The sequence below is a fragment of the Gluconobacter sphaericus NBRC 12467 genome (assembly GCF_006539125.1).
Classification (GTDB): domain Bacteria; phylum Pseudomonadota; class Alphaproteobacteria; order Acetobacterales; family Acetobacteraceae; genus Gluconobacter; species Gluconobacter sphaericus.
Window position 1 is genome coordinate 14,712 of sequence record NZ_BJMK01000024.1, and the last position, 15,184, is coordinate 29,895.

Sequence of the window (15,184 nt, forward strand, 5' to 3'; positions counted from 1 at the left end):
GATGAACTGGCAATGGATCGGATCATCAGGCGAGTGGCGATGATGCCGGGGCTGTCTGCATTTTCTTGACGATGGACGTTGTCGAACGACCAGACACAATCTCCACAAGAACGACTGATCCGCCATAGGACTTCACGAAATCCCCGCCTACGACCTGGTGTTCCTGATAGTCGGCTCCCTTGACGACGACATCGGGCCGCAGAGCCTGAATGGTTTCGAGCGGTGTGTCCTCGTCGAAGATCACGACCATATCGACATCGCGCAGTGCTCCCATGACGGTGGCACGCGCCTGTTCGTCCTGAAGCGGACGCTTCTCCCCCTTTAGACGCCGGACGGACGCATCGCTGTTAATAGCGACGATCAGTTTATCACCCTGGCTTGCCGCGGCCCGGATCAGCGCAATATGTCCCGGATGGACAAGATCAAAGCAGCCATTGGTAAACACGACCCGCGCACCGTGGTGATGCCACTGCTCGATTATGGACTGCGCGCGTTCGAGCGAAGCTACAGCCCCATCTTCTTTCATCTCGTCTATCAACGCCGCACTCAGCTCTGCACGTGAAACAGTCGCTGTACCGAGCTTTCCAACAACGATTGACGCTGCGCTGGTGGCGATGACGACGGCGGTCTCGAGATCCTGCCCCGCCGAAAGTACACTCGCCACCGTCGCCACGACCGTATCGCCGGCTCCGGAAACGTCATAGACCTCCGATTTACGGACCTGCGCATGCGTGATCCGACCGTCACGGCGAAAGAGGGTCATTCCTTCCTCTGAGCGTGTCACTAAGACATGGCCACCGAATTGTTCGGACGCGACATGAGCGGCCCTTTCGATTTCCGCATTATTGCGCAACGGCATGTTTGTTGCCACGCCCAGCTCGCTTCGGTTGGGCGTAATGAGATCTGCGCCACGATAAGCTGTGAAATCCCGCCGCTTGGGATCGACGATTACCGGAACACCATGCTGTTTCGCAGCTTCGAAAATTGCATCCAAAACCTCATCCGTCAGGACGCCCTTCGCGTAGTCCGAGCAGATGACGACATCTGCCCCGGCAATTGCCACCTGAGCCGCCTCTACGAGACGGCGTCGCGTGGAGGCAGCAGGCGTGTCGACCCGTTCCTCGTCAATCCGTACAATCTGCTGACGTCCGCTCAGCACGCGGGTCTTCGTGATTGTCGTCCATGCGGGGTCGACTACGAAACCGCGGATATCAATGCCCGGCTGAGCGTGAAGAGCCGCGCGCAGCCTGTTTGCCGATTCATCGTCCCCGACAAGCCCGACCAAAGTCACACTGCATCCCAGAGTGGCGGCATTCAGAGCCACATTGGCAGCGCCTCCAGGCACAGCAGTATGATTGGCCCGAAGAAGAACCGGAACCGGTGCTTCGGGAGAAATGCGGCTGACAGAACCGTTGATATAACAATCAAGCAGGAGATCGCCGATAATGGCCACCCGGCCGAACGCGAAATTATCAATCATTACCACATTCTCGTGATTAGCGTGGAGGAAAAGGGAGACGAAATGGACCGTCCAAAAAAAGAAAACCTACTGGACAACCGAGCCAGTTTCCACGCGATGTTCGATCCGCGAAAGACGGAATGCGCCCGCGCCTGCCCTATCGCGTTGTAAACAGGGCAGGATCAGCTTCCCGGGGGTTACTTAGCCATCCATGCTGCAGTAACGGCCGGACTGACCAGCGTGCTAATCAACTGGTTAAATTTGTAAAAACGGTTCGTTCGTGCATTAGCGACGAGGAGAACGTCTTTGCTTTTCACCGGGATTTGCTGCGTCAGGAAATAGGATGTCGGACTCATCAGATCGGCCTGATACACGACAGGAACACCTTTCGGCGTTATCGCTGTCGTAAGACCCAGCCGTCGCGCGGTCTCAGGAGTTTCGAAACGGAATAAGAATGCGGCGTTTGGGTCAGCTCGCTCATCCGCAGGTCCTCCAACACGCGCAAGCGCCTCTGCCAGAGTGACATGCGGCGTTTCAAAACGTACTTCTGTCGCTTGCCGGCCAGCTGCTCCAAATACCGTATAGCTCCGCGGTTGATACACGACATGTAGCCGGTCTCCCGGACGAGCCCGAAGATCTTCAGCTGGATATGTTTCTAGCGTTCCGAGATCCGTCTCAGCAGCGCGATTGCCGCGTACGACCTGAACCTGCGTATCCTCGGGCGGATACATCGCGCCACCGGCTATGGCCACTACATCCGAGAGCCGTTCCTGCGCCGTACTCAATACGACGCGACCCGGATGATGGACTGCGCCAGATACGATAACGGTGTTGGAAATATCACTTGCGATGCGAACCATTACTTCCGCATTCTGCGACTTACCAATGAGATGCGTCCGGATCGACGAAGCAGCCTGCTGAGGCGTAAGACCCGAAACATGTAGACGACCAGCATATGGAACGGAGATCGTCCCGTCTGCCTCAACCTCGGTGGGAGGCAGATTGGACGTCGTAACGCCCGTTGTTCCATGAGAAATCGCCCCGATATCGCCACTCTGCCCTGCAGTCGACATTGAACCACTGGAGGAGAAAAGCCCGTTGCCGAGTTCAAAAACCGTGATCGTAAGAACGTCGCCGGCACCGATCCGGTCATTATGGGCTGGAGGGTTATCTGCCGTATCCAAGCTCGAAACTATCGGTGTCACTTCAGCAGCTAGAATAGCTGCAACATGGGGAGACAGACGCACGATTGCGAAATCGAGCGGATTTCGTTTGGCATCCCGGGCTTCTGAAAGTACGCCGCGCTCTGTCGGTCCACTGTCAGGAAGTGCCGAGCAGCCAGCAAGTATCAGAAGGAGTGCTACCTGAGACAGGCCCACAACGCTGGAATATCGGGAAGAGCCTGTCAGAAAGTTAGTCAGCATAGCAACTCGTTGCTTGGGATGTACGATCATGCAGTCTTTCTGGTCTGGTTTTTCATGTGTTGCAACAGGTAGAGGGTTTGAAAAACCTTTGAATATGAAAGATGCTCCGCAATTCCGCCTTATGGGCAAAATTAAGTAACACGTACATGAAAGCACTGGTTTTGCGACCAGAAGAGTTTGACGTATCTGAGCACACCAGACGATTCACTCGCTCCCTTACCGCCCATGCCAAACTCCATCACCATACAAGAAAAATATTATAAAATAAAAATACTATAGAGATTCATAGGTAGAAATTGCTTCATCCATATTATCGTAAGGAATAAGCTTCCCTTTATCAAGAACTGCAACTCGATTGCATGTCTCTCTCATAAAACCCATATCATGGGATACAACGATCATTGCGCGTTCATCGCGTTTTCCAAATAGCTCTTCTTGGCAACGAGCATGAAAACGTGCATCTCCGACCATTATGACTTCGTCTATTAAATAACAGTCAAATTCGATGACAATCGAAAGGGCAAAAGCCAATCGAGCCCGCATTCCTGAAGAATAGGTTTTGACAGGTTCGGTAAGCTGATGCCCAAGTTCGGCAAAATCATCCACAAAAGCGCGGGTATCCGCATAATCAAGATTGTAGATCCGGCAAATGAATTTCAGGTTGTCGAGCCCGCTCAGGCTGCCCTGAAACGCCCCCCCAAAAGCGAGGGGCCACGAGACAGTCATATCCTGCTCTATTCTTCCCCCCGTGAGATGTTCTACCCCCCCGATAATTCGGATCAACGTTGACTTTCCTGCGCCGTTACGCCCCAAAATACCGAGTTTTTCACCCTTCTTAAGCGTGAAATTGACGCCGTTCAATATACGGCGCTTTCCTCCATGAACCGGATAGTCCTTTATAAGATCAACGCATTGTAGCATAAGTCAACTTTCACATGCTTTTATGCTCACGAGCACCAGCAACCAGTAACGCACCAATGAGATACAGTCCAAGCATGGTTACGAAAACGATGGCGATGTCTGCTATACTACGCGGGTAGGTAGGATAATCAGGTAAATCAGGGCGGGAGATCTCTTCCAGGTAAAGCTGTTGCCGATCGGCCTGAATGCGTGCTGTATCGAGTGCAGCATCCGCCGCACTGACTTCTCGCTCTAAAAGCTGCCGCTGAAAGACCAAATCCTCATATCCACTGATCTTCGGTACGAATGATTTGCCATCCCCTGTCACTTTGGTCGCGGAATTGGCAATTTCCTTATCCAGTGCACTCAGTCGCCGTGTTAGCACCTCGATCAGAGGGCTGCTAGGCGTGGAGCGCCGGAGCTGTTCGAGTTGCACGCGCGTGGTCATCCTCGCCGTATCGAGACCGGCAAGATCTGTCAAAAGAGGCAAGGATTGACGCTGAGGATCCAGAAGGCCTGTCTGATTGCGGTATGAATCGATCCGAGTGTTGAGTGTTTGCAGACGACTAATGGCCGTATCCCGCTCTCGTAGAGACGCTGCGATGGTATTTTCGCGCTGTCGCGCATTCATCTCGTTGACAAGTTGCTCGGCGGCCGTGAGGAGCGCTCGCGCGATGCGTTGAGAAGTTGCGGCGCTGAAGGTACGAACAGAGAGCGTGGAAAGGCCAGTCGTCGTATCAAGTTCAGCTTTTACGTGTCTTTTATAGTAGCGATAAAAATGTTCGAACGTACGCCCAGAATAAAAATTCGGGAAACGTGCCAGAACATCTGCCTCAGGGATGTTGAAAACATGGGCAAGATCCTGTGTTTTCAACAGAAGCTGCGCGGCGTCGCGCGACATAACGTAGTCTTGCACGGCATATGTGTCTTCACTGCCACCTGCTGCGCCGCCAGAGGACAAGATTCCCGCCAGTAACCCTGGAGTCTGAGGCGTTTGTCCACGAACAACGAAATCGGCCTGCGAAACATATTGTGGAGACGCGATAAGACCATAATAGATAATGGCCAACAGCGTCGGCAGGACAACCATCAGAAGAAAAACTACACGACGCCTGCCCCAAGCACTTATCTGTCTGATGCTAAGCCCAAATTTTGCATCGGATCTGGAAGCCGAGGTGATGAACAGTTTAGCCATAGGTCTGCTTTGCCTCAAACATCACGAGAAGGCAACGCAGCGTTTCCCTCTTTATTCTATCAGGAGATAGTATAATCGGGTGACCACACTAACATCTCGCACCCATTAGGATCAGAACCTATTAATTTGTTGAATTGAGCGAGAGGTTGTGATTCACAGACTTACGATGAAGGGTGAGCCTGTGAATGGTGTGTTCTTGCTGCCTGAGAGGCAGATGAAACGGATTGAGCCGTTTTTTCCGCTGGTGCACAGAGTGCCACGCGTGGAGGACCGGCGCGTTCTGAGCGGGATCGTTTATGTAATTCGCAACAGCCTTCAGTGAAAAGACGCTCCGAAAGCGCATGGTCCGCACAAGACCTTTATATAGTCGCTCCTGCTCAAAAAGGGGCTTTTCCCCGCCATATCAGACAGACAAAAGGCGGCCTGAACTCAAAACTTCATGCCGTGTACGATGATCCGGGCCGATCTTTCGGGTGAGGCAGAAGAAATAATCAATAATCATTGATACGATACCACGTGTCTTATCACCAGATAAGAACAGTAAATCAAAGCCTCTTACAATTATCGCCTATATCAAAAGTGCCATCTGATCAAAAATATATTCGAAAAACTGGAATACTGACGAAGGTTAGAAAAACGATACGACCGCTACGCTCATACATTCATGTCCGTAATCCACATCGCAACAAGCTTCATCTTCTATATTAAAGAATAAATCCTGAGCCCAAACAATTATAAATTCTTCCGGATCATCCTCCCTGAAGCACTTTATACTCGCCGTGATCTCCGTAAGATCCGGCCTCCAGATCGGTCAGCACACACCATCGCTGCTCCGGGCCACAGCGGGTTATATCCTGCAACATCCCGGCCTGTTTCCAGTCCTGTTCCCGCTGCTCCATATGCCGTAGCTCTTCCGACAGAACAGCTTTCCGATCCTCCAGCTGAACCAGACGTCCCTGCTGCCACAGCAGGAGTCCGGAGGTGATCAGCCACAGCCCGCCTCCCAGCCCCAGCAGCCCTGCCACAATCCTCAGAAACAGCCCCCAGGTCGCGTAATGAACCAGACGCTTCAGTTCCTGCACGGCCCGGCTCGTCTGCAGCGGCAGATGGTGCAGTTCGGAGCGCAGTCCTGAGAGGGTCATCTGCACAGCCTCCGTCCCACTCGTCAGCATGTCCTCCAGCCCACGCCGCACTTCCGTCTGCGTAGCCTGCCGCACATCCCGCCTCCAGCGTTCATGGGCGGCGTGCTGCTCCTGACGCTCCCGCGCCAGAGCCTCCTTCTCCCGTGTCAGTCCCTGCAACAGATCCCCGGACAGGGCCTGCTGACGCTCAGCCATCTCCAGCAGACCAAAGATCCGCCGTTCCGTTTCACTCACCATGGTGTCCGATCCCTCTCCGGCTGATACGGAATGCTACGCTGGATCTGCAGCTTCCGGCTTTCCTCCATCATCCGACGCTGCTGTTGCAGCCTCTCCAGAGCGCGCTGTTCATGGGCAGACAGAGCCGCATACAGCGCCCGGGACGCTTCCACATTCTGCCGCACCATATTCCTGAACCACGCTTCCCCTTTCCTCACCGGATCCAGACGCTCCCAGTCCCGCAGAACCCTCTGCCGCAGAGGACCATCCTGCTGCAGGGCACAGGCACAGTCAGACAGACCCCGCTTCACCTGTTCAGATACGGCCTGTCCGGGAATCAGATCATGAACGGCCTGAGCATAGGCCTGCCAGGACTGCCCCCAGTCCTGACACCAGCGTTTCGCCTGCGCGGCCAGCGCCTTCTCCCGCCGCCAGTCCCCATAGACTTTCCGGGCTTCAGCCCGTCCCTCCTGCAGAAACTCAGGAGACAGAAGATCAGGCAGCTCCGGATCCGGTTCCTGCACGGGCCGGGATGGGGCAGAACCCTCTTTTCCGATCCCGGAGGCCATTTCCTTTTCTGAAACATCCACGCCACGTCGTCTGGCAAATACGGCATGTTCATCCCGGACAGGATAATCCAGCGTGGTGTCCTTCAGCCGTTCACGGGAAAGCCTCTCCACCAGCCCGTCCCGCCCCCCTACATCCTCCCGGCTCCAGTGGACGGAAACACTCTCGCGATGCCGCGAGAGCGCCACATAGGCCGCATGCCGGTCCATGCCTCCCGTCGCCAGCACATGCGTCCGGTCCACCGTCACACCCTGCGCCTTGTGAATGGTCGCCGCATAACCATGATCCAGCGCATCATATTCCCGGATCTTTACCGTCACGATCCGTCCGGTGCCTGTCCCGTCCGACCCATCCAGCTGTACGGACAGGACAACCCTGCCCTCCTCCAGACCAAACAGCCCCCGCACCGTCCCCAGCGTTCCGTTCTTCACGCCCAGATGCCGGTCATTGCGCAGAAAATACAGCCGGTCCCCCTGCGCAAACAGCCGTTCTCCCTGAGCGGTCATCACGGCAAGCTCACCACCCGCATCGAGCTCGCCACGCTCCTGACGGATCCTGCGCGCCGCCTCATTGAGGGCGCGGACATCCACCCTCCGGTGCGCCAGCATGATCGCGCTCTCTGCGGGATGCGCCTGACGCGCAGTATCCCAGTCCGCCACCACACCGGACAGTGCCTCTTCCTGCGTCTGATGTTCCTGTACCAGGCCGGCTGTTTCATAACGCTCCAGAGCTGATCCTGTCCGGCCTGTCGCCAGCTCCTTCGTGGCCTCCTGCTGCCACTCCTCATGCTGCCGGCGCACTGTCGTGATCTCCACCGCACCGACCTGCTCGACCACCGCCCGGAAGGCTCCGCCCGCCTCGATCGCCTGCAACTGCTCGGGATCACCCACCAGCACCACCTTGGCCCCGGCTTCGCGGACGACAGACAGCACCCGCTCCATCTGACGTGATCCCACCATGCCGGCCTCATCAATCACCAGCACGTCCGCACTTTTGAGACGATCCTCTTCATGAGCCCAGGAATATTCCAAAGACGCCAGTGTCCGGCTCACAATCCCGGATCCACTTTCCAGTCCTTCCGCAGCAATCCCCGACAGCGCCGCACCCCGCACCCGGTACCCGGCCTTCTCCCAGGCTTTGCGGGCCACACCAAGCATGGTGCTCTTGCCTGTTCCGGCATAACCAATCACGACAGACAGATCGCGGGACTTCGTCACCTCTCCCACCGCGAGCGCCTGCTCCTCTCCAAGTCCGGGCGCGTGCATGGCAGTCTGCCGGACCCGCAGGGAGACGGCATGACCCTGTGCCTGCCCAAGCGTCACAGACATCTCTGCCAGCCGCTGCTCCACTGCAACCATGTCACGCGTACTGAGCCGCTCCTGACCGCGTCCATCTTTTCCAAGCACCATCAGCTCCGGACAGGCTTCCACTTTCGCCATGACCTGCGCGAACTGCTCCGGATCCGCCGTGTGACGGTCCACAAACCGGGCCAGGTCCTGACGGGTAAACGTACTCTGCTGCCGGATCAGGGTTTCCAGAACCAGAGAGGGTTCAGCGAGCAGCCGGTCACCATTACGACGCGCAATTCCAAGATGCTCCGCAACCAGATCACTTGGTTCACCGTGGTCCTTCCGCCGGAAGGCCGCAGCACCGATCTTGTACTGCGGTTCAAGAACGATGCCCTGTGCTGCGTTCGAGCGATGATCAACGCGCAGATCCAGATCATGCTCCGCCAGACAGGTATTGACCTGCTCGGCCCAACGCTGCCGCCAGATAGACAGGAGCGCCGGTTTGTTCCACTCACGATTCTTGAGACCGAACCCTGTCCGTTTCTGTGCACTGTCCGGCCCGGAAACCTCTTCGACATCCCGCAGCGAAAGCATGACATGGGCGTGGGGCCGAGGCAGTCCATCTTCCTCTCCGATATCCCAGTGCACGTTGAGATCGGCCACCATGCCGAGAGCTACAAACTGTTCGCGCACGAAGTCCTGCGCCAGAGCAATGGCCGCATGCTTTGGCAGCTCTCTGGGCAGGGCGAATTCCACTTCCCGCGCCAGCTGGGCATCCCTTCGGGTTTCAGTCCGCTCGACCTCGTTCCACAGAACCGAACGGTCTTTCCAGAGATCTGGAGCGCCAGGCGGAAGAAGGATTTCCGAATGCACCACGCCTTCTTTTTTTGTGAAATCATGTGTCCGCTGCAACCGGTCATCTTCAAGGCGGGATGCAGAGCGGTAAGCTGCCGCAGCCACGGCACTCCGGCCGGTCGCACGGCTGATCAGTTTGACCGAGAGGTGATAGATCGCCATGGCGTCAACGGATCAGTTCGAAAAAGCGCACGTCATGAAATGACGTATAAGCGCGCACTCGCTAACGAAACGTAAACGGTTGGTCAGTCATAAGGGAGACGTGACGGGCGGCGCGCGGCGCCGCAGGCATGCAGGACAACCTTACGGAACGGAACAGGGACATGCGCAGACCGCGGGATATTGATGCCGAACTGAAAGCCCTTCAGGACAAAGCAAAACAGCTCAGAACGCAGCGGACCGTCCAGCTGGGAGAGCTGGTCGAGGCAACGGGAGCGGACACGCTGTCCATCGATGCTCTGGCGGGGATCCTGCTGGCAGCCGTCGAGCAGGCCAGCGACAAACCGGAAGCTGTCGCGAGGTGGAGCGAGCGTGGACAGGCTTTCTTTCAGGCGAGCGGAAAGAAGCAGAGCCGGAAGAGCACTGAAAACACTCAGAACGCAGCTTCCGACGCTTGAAAAGCAGATTGGCAGACAGAACGTCCTGATCGCCCGGCATCAGGCACGAAAGGCACGGAGCGACATGCGGGACTGGGCAAAGGAACGGCGGGAGCGGACCCGGCATCTGATCGAGCTCGGGGGACTGGTGCAGAAGGCCGGTCTGGTCGATCTGACCGCGGATGACCGGGCCACACTGCTCGGAGCATTTCTGGGGCTGGCAGAGCAGCTTCAGGGAAATGAAAATCCGTCGGCTGCCGATCTGAAAACACGCTGGCGACGACAGGGGCTGAACCGCTTCCGCTCGGAGCGTGAAGACAACGAAGGAAACGGGTTATGATCGTTCAGAACGATGTTTTCATCACGCCACTTTTTTGGTCGGCCGCCCTTTGCGCCATTCCGCCGAGCAGCGGCGGCTTTTGCCTCACTCGATGATGATCCCCCGGCACGTCCCATCTGCGCTGCTATCCAGCGTCTTGTGCCATAAATATCGTGGATCAGTCCCTCCACCAGAACGTCAGCGTCTAGACGCTGCCAGTGAAGACCCGTGCCCAACGGAGTCATCTCGATCTCGGCCAGGTCCGTCAGAGAGGCTCCCTGCAGGTCTTGCAACAGGTCACAGGCACGCTCATTTCAACACCGTTCGAGAGCACGACATGAAGAGCACATCGTGCTCGGATCAACCGTGCAGATACGGCATGAGGAACAGCAGTCCTGTGGAGGTCTTCTGCTTCACGAGCAGCCTGATAAGTCACGTCATGTGTCACGTATTGTCTTCCATGTTTCGGCCAGCATCCCGGCATTGTCCTGAACAATCTCAAGCGTGTTCTGGATGGACTTATCCTTCATGCCGCCTGATCGGATCAGCTGGGCTTTCCTGTCAATCACGATCACTGCTTCACCCTCTGCAGCAGAGCTCGGATAGCAGGATCCGGAGAGGCATACCCTTGTTCCCTGCTCTGCCATGTGGCCGGAGCGGGATAAACAGGGCTGGAGACCGGATCGTCCGTTCCGTGTTCCCGGACAAGTCCTACGGTTTTCTTGGCTTCATATCCTTCTGGTGAAGCGGTCTCCGGCTTCGACGGGACGGACAGTGATGTCTATTTCCCGTTGATAGATTTCGGTGCGGAGAAAGAGGATTTCGTCTTCAACCTCTTCGGGCGGCCTGTCGACGAACCAGGCTTTGGGCCGTCCGTCGGAACCATCGTTCCAGCGGTATCCCCGAGCCTTGAGAATGTCCTTGAGTTCGAAAGGCGCGTATTCGGCCCACAGACGCTTCCAAATCGTTCTGGCACGCTCTAGCAGCAGGGAAAGGGCGGAGCGGCTCTCCAGGAAGCCTGTATGGCCTAGAAGGGCAATGGCGGCTTGACAGTCATCCACGGCCCGGTGCCCGTCAAAGAAAAATCCGGCCTGTAGACCCAGATGCCCCAGTTTGCGCCCCTCAAAGCCTGCCTGCTCCCAGGGAACGTCTTCCATGGAGCAGGCCCAGGGTTTGTTCACAAAAGTCGGGCAGAAACGTTCGAGGAAAGGACGATCGAATGCGGCGTTATGAGCAATCACCAGACTGGCATCCGAGGCGAAAGCCGCCACGTCATCAGCCGAGACGGTCTGGCCGGCCAGACGTTCGGGCGTCAGGCCTGTCAGATCTTGGACAAGGGAAGGCACTGGAATGGAAGGCTCTCGCAGACGGCTGAAGGCCGGTAGGGTTCCAAGCAGGATCCCGTCGATGCGGTAGATGAACGGGACCATGCCGATTTCGATGATTTCGTCCTGTTGGGGATCCAGACCGGTGGTTTCCAGATCCACGAACAGACCGGTGCGTAGTCCCCTGCCCTCGGGTCTGTCGCTCAGAACGGAAGGACGCAGGCGCCTGAGCACCCGATAATCTTCTGAAGCCTCCAGACGGTTGGCCAGAGCGTCTAGATAGCGGTTAGGAAGAAGAAAGTTATCCACAGGCATTCAGGTTTCAAATAGTTTTAAATGTTTTAAATAGTTTTAGGAGAAAAAAAGTCGATTTTATCTTTTTTTTTCAATGCCTTGCAAAGAAGGCTGGTTCCTAAAAGACGGAGTTTGGTTCCTAAAAGACGGAGTTTGGTTCCTAAAAGACGGAGTTTGGTTCCTAAAAGACGGAACTTTCACAGGTGGGTGGGGCAGATTAAGGCTTTCTACCTTAAGGCCTTTCCTTCTCCGTCTATTAGGAACCCAAAGAAGAAAGTTGCTTCTCTGAACGGTATCTCATGATGAGAAGTGGTCCGTCTCGTCCACTTTCTTCGTAAAGGTCATATTCAGGAAGGTCGTTCCGTTTAACAAACGCTCTAAGTTCGTATGAACATCTTTTAAAAGTTCCTTGGCTACCACTACGTTCATAAATTAACCGGAATGACCATTTAGCTTCGTTTTTTCCGGCCGCTACTCTTGCTAATCTATATAAAAATCTTCCGAGCCCAGGTTTTAAAAGGAAATAATCTGGATGGACGGTAAGGACTTCAGGATCTTCTGATTCTACCACTGCAGAGTATAGCCAATTAGGAAGCTCTATCTCTACAGCCATTACACGCCCTGTATCTGCATATGATATGGTTTTATAATCGTTTATTAATCCAGATCCAGTAGTTTCTCGGACAGTACGACCGCCTCTAGTCTTCTTTTCGCCACGAACTATTTCAAGAGAAGTTTGTTTAAGGCGCCGTAAAGCGGTTTCAACTGCTTCATATTGCCTACCGCCATCAGATTGCCGACAAAATTTTAATATGTCTGACACTTGAGGAGAAAAAATTCGGCCAGGTTTTTCTCCTAAACCAGATCGATATTTATTCATAGCTTCGGTTAAATATGAAATACCCATCAAAATTATATCATAATCCCAAATAGATGCCATACCATCAGGACCACTAGTTATACGTACATAACCATCAGGAAGATGATGTATCATTACATCATTTGCGCGCTTATCTTTTTTAGATAGACGAAATACTGCGACATCCATAACGCCACGATTATCTTTTGTCGCAAGATCGTATAATCCGGGAACAAAAAAATCCCCTTGTTCTTGATCAGAAGGAGCGGAGCGAAAAGTTTTGCTAGAGGGACCTTTTTCAATAACCATAAGAGATCCTTTCAATTTTATTTTAATATTAAATTCACTTAAAAACATCTCCTTCTAAGGCCCTATAAATCGCCATATTTATAATCCCTGCACGAGCCTGACCGGTTCTTTTGGCAATTTCATCAACGCGCTGCAGCAGTTCTGGGGCAATCGTTAAACTGATTTGTCGTTTATGTCCTTTCGGTATGCCCTTGTTGTATGTTTCTGGAATTGATTCTGTGGAAATTCCACCATCCGGTGCTCCCGCAATGAATGCGTCCTCTACCGAGGAAGAGGTTGGTCTCTGGGGTCTTTTCAAAATAACCATTATGATATCCTTGTGATATTTATTTAATATTAAAAAGAGATCCAATTAGCTTTTCAAGCTCTTTGCAAGCCTTTGCGTCTTTTATGGGCATCTCCGCAACAGATAACCCAGCACCACTAGCGTTACTAAATGCTTTTCGACGCCGAATAGGCATATCTAAATATTGAAACTGCTTCACTTCGGACACAGCAGATGCTGCTTCCGAGTTATCCGATGAATGCAACCCCGGATCTGCTTGGTTCATAACAGCAAAGCAATTTAAGCCGTCTCGGACGCTGCGTGCTTCATCAATTAGCTTAGCCATATCATCGAGAGCCCACACATCGTATGAGCGTGGAGCAAATGGAACTAATAAAATATCCGATAAAATTAATGAGGCGCGTAGAGCTGTAGAATCTCTGCCTCCTGCATCTATAATGATATCGTCCCATTTGTTTTTCTGCTGTTGGATTTGTCCTCGTAAAGTAGGACCGTCCGCATATTGTGCACAGGCAATTCCAGGGCTCTGTTTCGCTTCTGTACGGATAGAAATCGCAGAGGCTGCGGTTCCTTGGCGATCTCCATCGATCAACCAGACGTCTCGCCCTTGGAGCGCTCTAAAAATAGCAATTTGAACTGCAAGAGTGGTTTTCCCTACACCGCCTTTCGTGTTGCCAACAGTGAGAATCATATAGTCTCCTTTTCACATCTTTTTAATATTAAAAGAATGTCCAATAAGCGTTTAAATAAGTCTCTAAAAATATGTTTTAGATTAACCACATTTTCCTTGCAATAGTCTGCTCTTCGTCGCCGGAGGCGTTGGCGTAGATGGCGGTGGTGGAGAGCTGGGCATGGCCGAGCCATTTCTGCACGAGATTGAGCGGAATTCCGGTGGAGACGGCCGCCACGCCAAAGGCATGCCGCAGGCCCTTGGGGGAGGCGGCCGGCCCGGACAGACCGGCCTCATCCATGACCCGGTGCACCATGCGCCAGCCGGTCATGCGGGCCACCGGCCACAGCCGCAGGGAGCGCCCCCGGTCCCGACGCGCCTGCGCTTCGCGGACACCGTGCACCAGATCAAGAGCTTCGAGCAGGGCAGGGGGGACGGGCACGGCCCGGTAAATCCCGTCCTGCCGCTTCTTCAGACTTTCGAACACCAGCACGCCGCCGACCAGATCCACCCGGTCGGCGGTCAGGGCCAGAGCCTCGGACAGACGGCACCCCGACCAGGCCAGGGTCATGGCGAGGGTGCGGACATCGCGCGGTGCCCGCTCGGCCGCTTTCAGGAAAGCGCTGCGCTCGGAAACGGTCAGATATTTCCGCGCCCCCGAGGGATCAAACAGCTGCATCCCCGCCTGAGGCGCCACGCCACCGCCAGACGGATCCTTCCTGTCAAATCCCCGAGGTGCAGGAGCCTGCGGCTCCTGCCGGGAGCGCGAGGGCAGCGCCCTCGTTTTCACCGTCACATCGCTTGCTGTCATCCGTCCATGTCCTCTCGATAACCCCGACGCTGCTTCACCCGCACCCAACGGACCAGCTCTTTCTGAGCGGCAACCGGATCGCCAAAACGCTCCCGCCGCTCCTGACCGGTGGTCCCCAGACGCCCCCAGGAGCGGACAAGGACAGTGCCGCCAAAGAGATCGTCCTGCAGGGTCAGACGGTAGAAGCGCCAGCAGTTGGTCGCCGGGTCAATCCGCTGCAGACGCGCACTTTCAGGGAAGAGGCTGAACTGGCGGGACGGAGCCGTTTGCGGAGCTTTGGGCATTAGATCCCGAAAAGTGTAACAGGTCCGGATCCGAACCGTCAGGGGCTTTTTCTCCAGGGATACGGATTTTCGGGGCTTTTCCGCCGATCGTGAGAGCGGGACGGGAAGGAGCAGTGTCCTCAGGCATGGGACCGGAAGGCGCAGGGTGTTACACTATAGGTAATAGTGTACCATCCTTACCCTCCCTGCGGGAGGCTTCGGTAACGTGGAAGATTCGAAAAACCCCTTAGTTTTGAGACCTGCTCTGTGATTCCATTTCCTGGGTGTTGATTGCAGGAATGACGGTATGAAGCAGTCTGGTTTCTTTGATGTTGAAGAGCGGCTTGCCCGGTTGAGCGGGCTTGGTGATCAGCTCGAAGTGTTTTCCCGGACTGTGGATTTTGA

Annotated in this window: 15 protein-coding genes and 2 pseudogenes; 3 read left to right on the forward strand and 14 right to left on the reverse strand. The window is 54.8% G+C overall.

Annotated elements, in window-relative coordinates; genetic code table 11:
- Positions 1–25 precede the first annotated feature (25 nt).
- From rfaE1 to GSP01_RS11460, 4 genes are all read right to left on the reverse strand, one after another.
- Complete coding sequence (gene rfaE1 / locus GSP01_RS11445) at positions 26–1,480, reverse strand: D-glycero-beta-D-manno-heptose-7-phosphate kinase (protein ID WP_141353684.1); 1,455 nt, start codon at positions 1,478–1,480, stop codon at positions 26–28.
- A 176-nt stretch (positions 1,481–1,656) separates the two neighbouring features.
- Positions 1,657–2,883, reverse strand: a complete 1,227-nt coding sequence (locus GSP01_RS11450) for a polysaccharide biosynthesis/export family protein (protein WP_141353686.1) — start codon at positions 2,881–2,883, stop codon at positions 1,657–1,659.
- A gap of 273 nt (positions 2,884–3,156) precedes the next feature.
- Positions 3,157–3,744, reverse strand: a complete 588-nt coding sequence (locus GSP01_RS11455; protein ID WP_373320126.1) for an ABC transporter ATP-binding protein — start codon at positions 3,742–3,744, stop codon at positions 3,157–3,159.
- 70 nt (positions 3,745–3,814) lie between these two features.
- Entirely contained in the window at positions 3,815–4,978 is a 1,164-nt protein-coding gene (locus GSP01_RS11460) for a capsule biosynthesis protein (protein WP_228123986.1), read from the reverse strand.
- Between the two features lie 181 nt (positions 4,979–5,159).
- On the opposite strand from GSP01_RS11460, the pseudogene GSP01_RS15455 reads away from it, so the two are divergent.
- Positions 5,160–5,693, forward strand: a pseudogene (locus tag GSP01_RS15455) (transposase).
- Positions 5,694–5,727: 34 nt separating this feature from the next.
- Here GSP01_RS15455 and GSP01_RS11470 read toward each other — a convergent pair.
- Positions 5,728–6,357, reverse strand: coding sequence for a hypothetical protein (locus tag GSP01_RS11470; RefSeq protein ID WP_141353691.1), 630 nt, complete (start codon positions 6,355–6,357; stop codon positions 5,728–5,730).
- Positions 6,351–9,209 carry a Ti-type conjugative transfer relaxase TraA gene (traA, locus tag GSP01_RS11475; protein ID WP_141353693.1) on the reverse strand — a complete coding sequence of 953 codons (2,859 nt, stop codon included), beginning with the start codon at positions 9,207–9,209 and terminating at the stop codon, positions 6,351–6,353. Before traA ends, GSP01_RS11470 begins: the two co-directional genes overlap by 7 nt.
- Before the next feature lie 161 nt (positions 9,210–9,370).
- Between traA and GSP01_RS11480 the strand changes: the two genes are divergently transcribed.
- Positions 9,371–9,664, forward strand: a complete 294-nt coding sequence (locus GSP01_RS11480; protein WP_141353695.1) for a conjugal transfer protein TraD — start codon at positions 9,371–9,373, stop codon at positions 9,662–9,664.
- A 64-nt stretch (positions 9,665–9,728) separates the two neighbouring features.
- Positions 9,729–9,983 (forward strand): conjugal transfer protein TraD, encoded by a 255-nt coding sequence (locus GSP01_RS11485; RefSeq protein ID WP_141353697.1) that lies wholly within the window; start codon positions 9,729–9,731, stop codon positions 9,981–9,983.
- Between the two features lie 32 nt (positions 9,984–10,015).
- Here GSP01_RS11485 and GSP01_RS15460 read toward each other — a convergent pair.
- The 8 genes and pseudogenes from GSP01_RS15460 to GSP01_RS11525 form a co-directional block, all read right to left on the reverse strand.
- Positions 10,016–10,446: pseudogene (locus GSP01_RS15460) on the reverse strand (DUF2442 domain-containing protein); the annotation flags it as partial.
- Entirely contained in the window at positions 10,400–10,531 is a 132-nt protein-coding gene (locus tag GSP01_RS15235) for a hypothetical protein (RefSeq protein ID WP_255320897.1), read from the reverse strand. The gene GSP01_RS15235 and the pseudogene GSP01_RS15460, both read right to left, overlap by 47 nt.
- Positions 10,532–10,690: 159 nt before the next feature.
- On the reverse strand, positions 10,691–11,602 hold the full coding sequence (locus GSP01_RS11500) for a 3'-5' exonuclease (protein WP_141353701.1): 912 nt from the start codon (positions 11,600–11,602) through the stop codon (positions 10,691–10,693).
- 235 nt (positions 11,603–11,837) lie between these two features.
- A complete protein-coding gene (locus GSP01_RS11505) occupies positions 11,838–12,749 on the reverse strand; it encodes a replication initiator protein A (protein ID WP_249193390.1) in 912 nt (303 codons plus the stop codon).
- Positions 12,750–12,783: 34 nt separating this feature from the next.
- Positions 12,784–13,056, reverse strand: a complete 273-nt coding sequence (locus GSP01_RS11510) for a ribbon-helix-helix domain-containing protein (RefSeq protein ID WP_141353704.1) — start codon at positions 13,054–13,056, stop codon at positions 12,784–12,786.
- A gap of 19 nt (positions 13,057–13,075) precedes the next feature.
- Positions 13,076–13,726, reverse strand: a complete 651-nt coding sequence (locus tag GSP01_RS11515) for an AAA family ATPase (protein ID WP_141353706.1) — start codon at positions 13,724–13,726, stop codon at positions 13,076–13,078.
- Between the two features lie 76 nt (positions 13,727–13,802).
- Positions 13,803–14,384: a tyrosine-type recombinase/integrase gene (locus tag GSP01_RS11520; RefSeq protein WP_306414204.1), complete on the reverse strand. Its 582-nt coding sequence runs from the start codon at positions 14,382–14,384 to the stop codon at positions 13,803–13,805.
- A 128-nt stretch (positions 14,385–14,512) separates the two neighbouring features.
- Positions 14,513–14,800 (reverse strand): WGR domain-containing protein, encoded by a 288-nt coding sequence (locus tag GSP01_RS11525; RefSeq protein WP_141353708.1) that lies wholly within the window; start codon positions 14,798–14,800, stop codon positions 14,513–14,515.
- Positions 14,801–15,184 lie beyond the last annotated feature (384 nt).

What these genes read in the sequence shown, in the direction of transcription:
- rfaE1 (WP_141353684.1), bottom strand. Translation starts at nt 1,480, where the DNA reads ATGATTGATAATTTCGCGTTCGGCCGGGTGGCCATTATCGGCGATCTC.
- GSP01_RS11450 (WP_141353686.1), bottom strand. Translation starts at nt 2,883, where the DNA reads ATGCTGACTAACTTTCTGACAGGCTCTTCCCGATATTCCAGCGTTGTG.
- GSP01_RS11460 (WP_228123986.1), bottom strand. Translation starts at nt 4,978, where the DNA reads ATGGCTAAACTGTTCATCACCTCGGCTTCCAGATCCGATGCAAAATTT.
- GSP01_RS11470 (WP_141353691.1), bottom strand. Translation starts at nt 6,357, where the DNA reads ATGGTGAGTGAAACGGAACGGCGGATCTTTGGTCTGCTGGAGATGGCT.
- traA (WP_141353693.1), bottom strand. Translation starts at nt 9,209, where the DNA reads ATGGCGATCTATCACCTCTCGGTCAAACTGATCAGCCGTGCGACCGGC.
- GSP01_RS11480 (WP_141353695.1), top strand. Translation starts at nt 9,371, where the DNA reads ATGCGCAGACCGCGGGATATTGATGCCGAACTGAAAGCCCTTCAGGAC.
- GSP01_RS11485 (WP_141353697.1), top strand. Translation starts at nt 9,729, where the DNA reads ATGCGGGACTGGGCAAAGGAACGGCGGGAGCGGACCCGGCATCTGATC.
- GSP01_RS11500 (WP_141353701.1), bottom strand. Translation starts at nt 11,602, where the DNA reads ATGCCTGTGGATAACTTTCTTCTTCCTAACCGCTATCTAGACGCTCTG.
- GSP01_RS11505 (WP_249193390.1), bottom strand. Translation starts at nt 12,749, where the DNA reads ATGGTTATTGAAAAAGGTCCCTCTAGCAAAACTTTTCGCTCCGCTCCT.
- GSP01_RS11510 (WP_141353704.1), bottom strand. Translation starts at nt 13,056, where the DNA reads ATGGTTATTTTGAAAAGACCCCAGAGACCAACCTCTTCCTCGGTAGAG.
- GSP01_RS11515 (WP_141353706.1), bottom strand. Translation starts at nt 13,726, where the DNA reads ATGATTCTCACTGTTGGCAACACGAAAGGCGGTGTAGGGAAAACCACT.
- GSP01_RS11520 (WP_306414204.1), bottom strand. Translation starts at nt 14,384, where the DNA reads ATGCAGCTGTTTGATCCCTCGGGGGCGCGGAAATATCTGACCGTTTCC.
- GSP01_RS11525 (WP_141353708.1), bottom strand. Translation starts at nt 14,800, where the DNA reads ATGCCCAAAGCTCCGCAAACGGCTCCGTCCCGCCAGTTCAGCCTCTTC.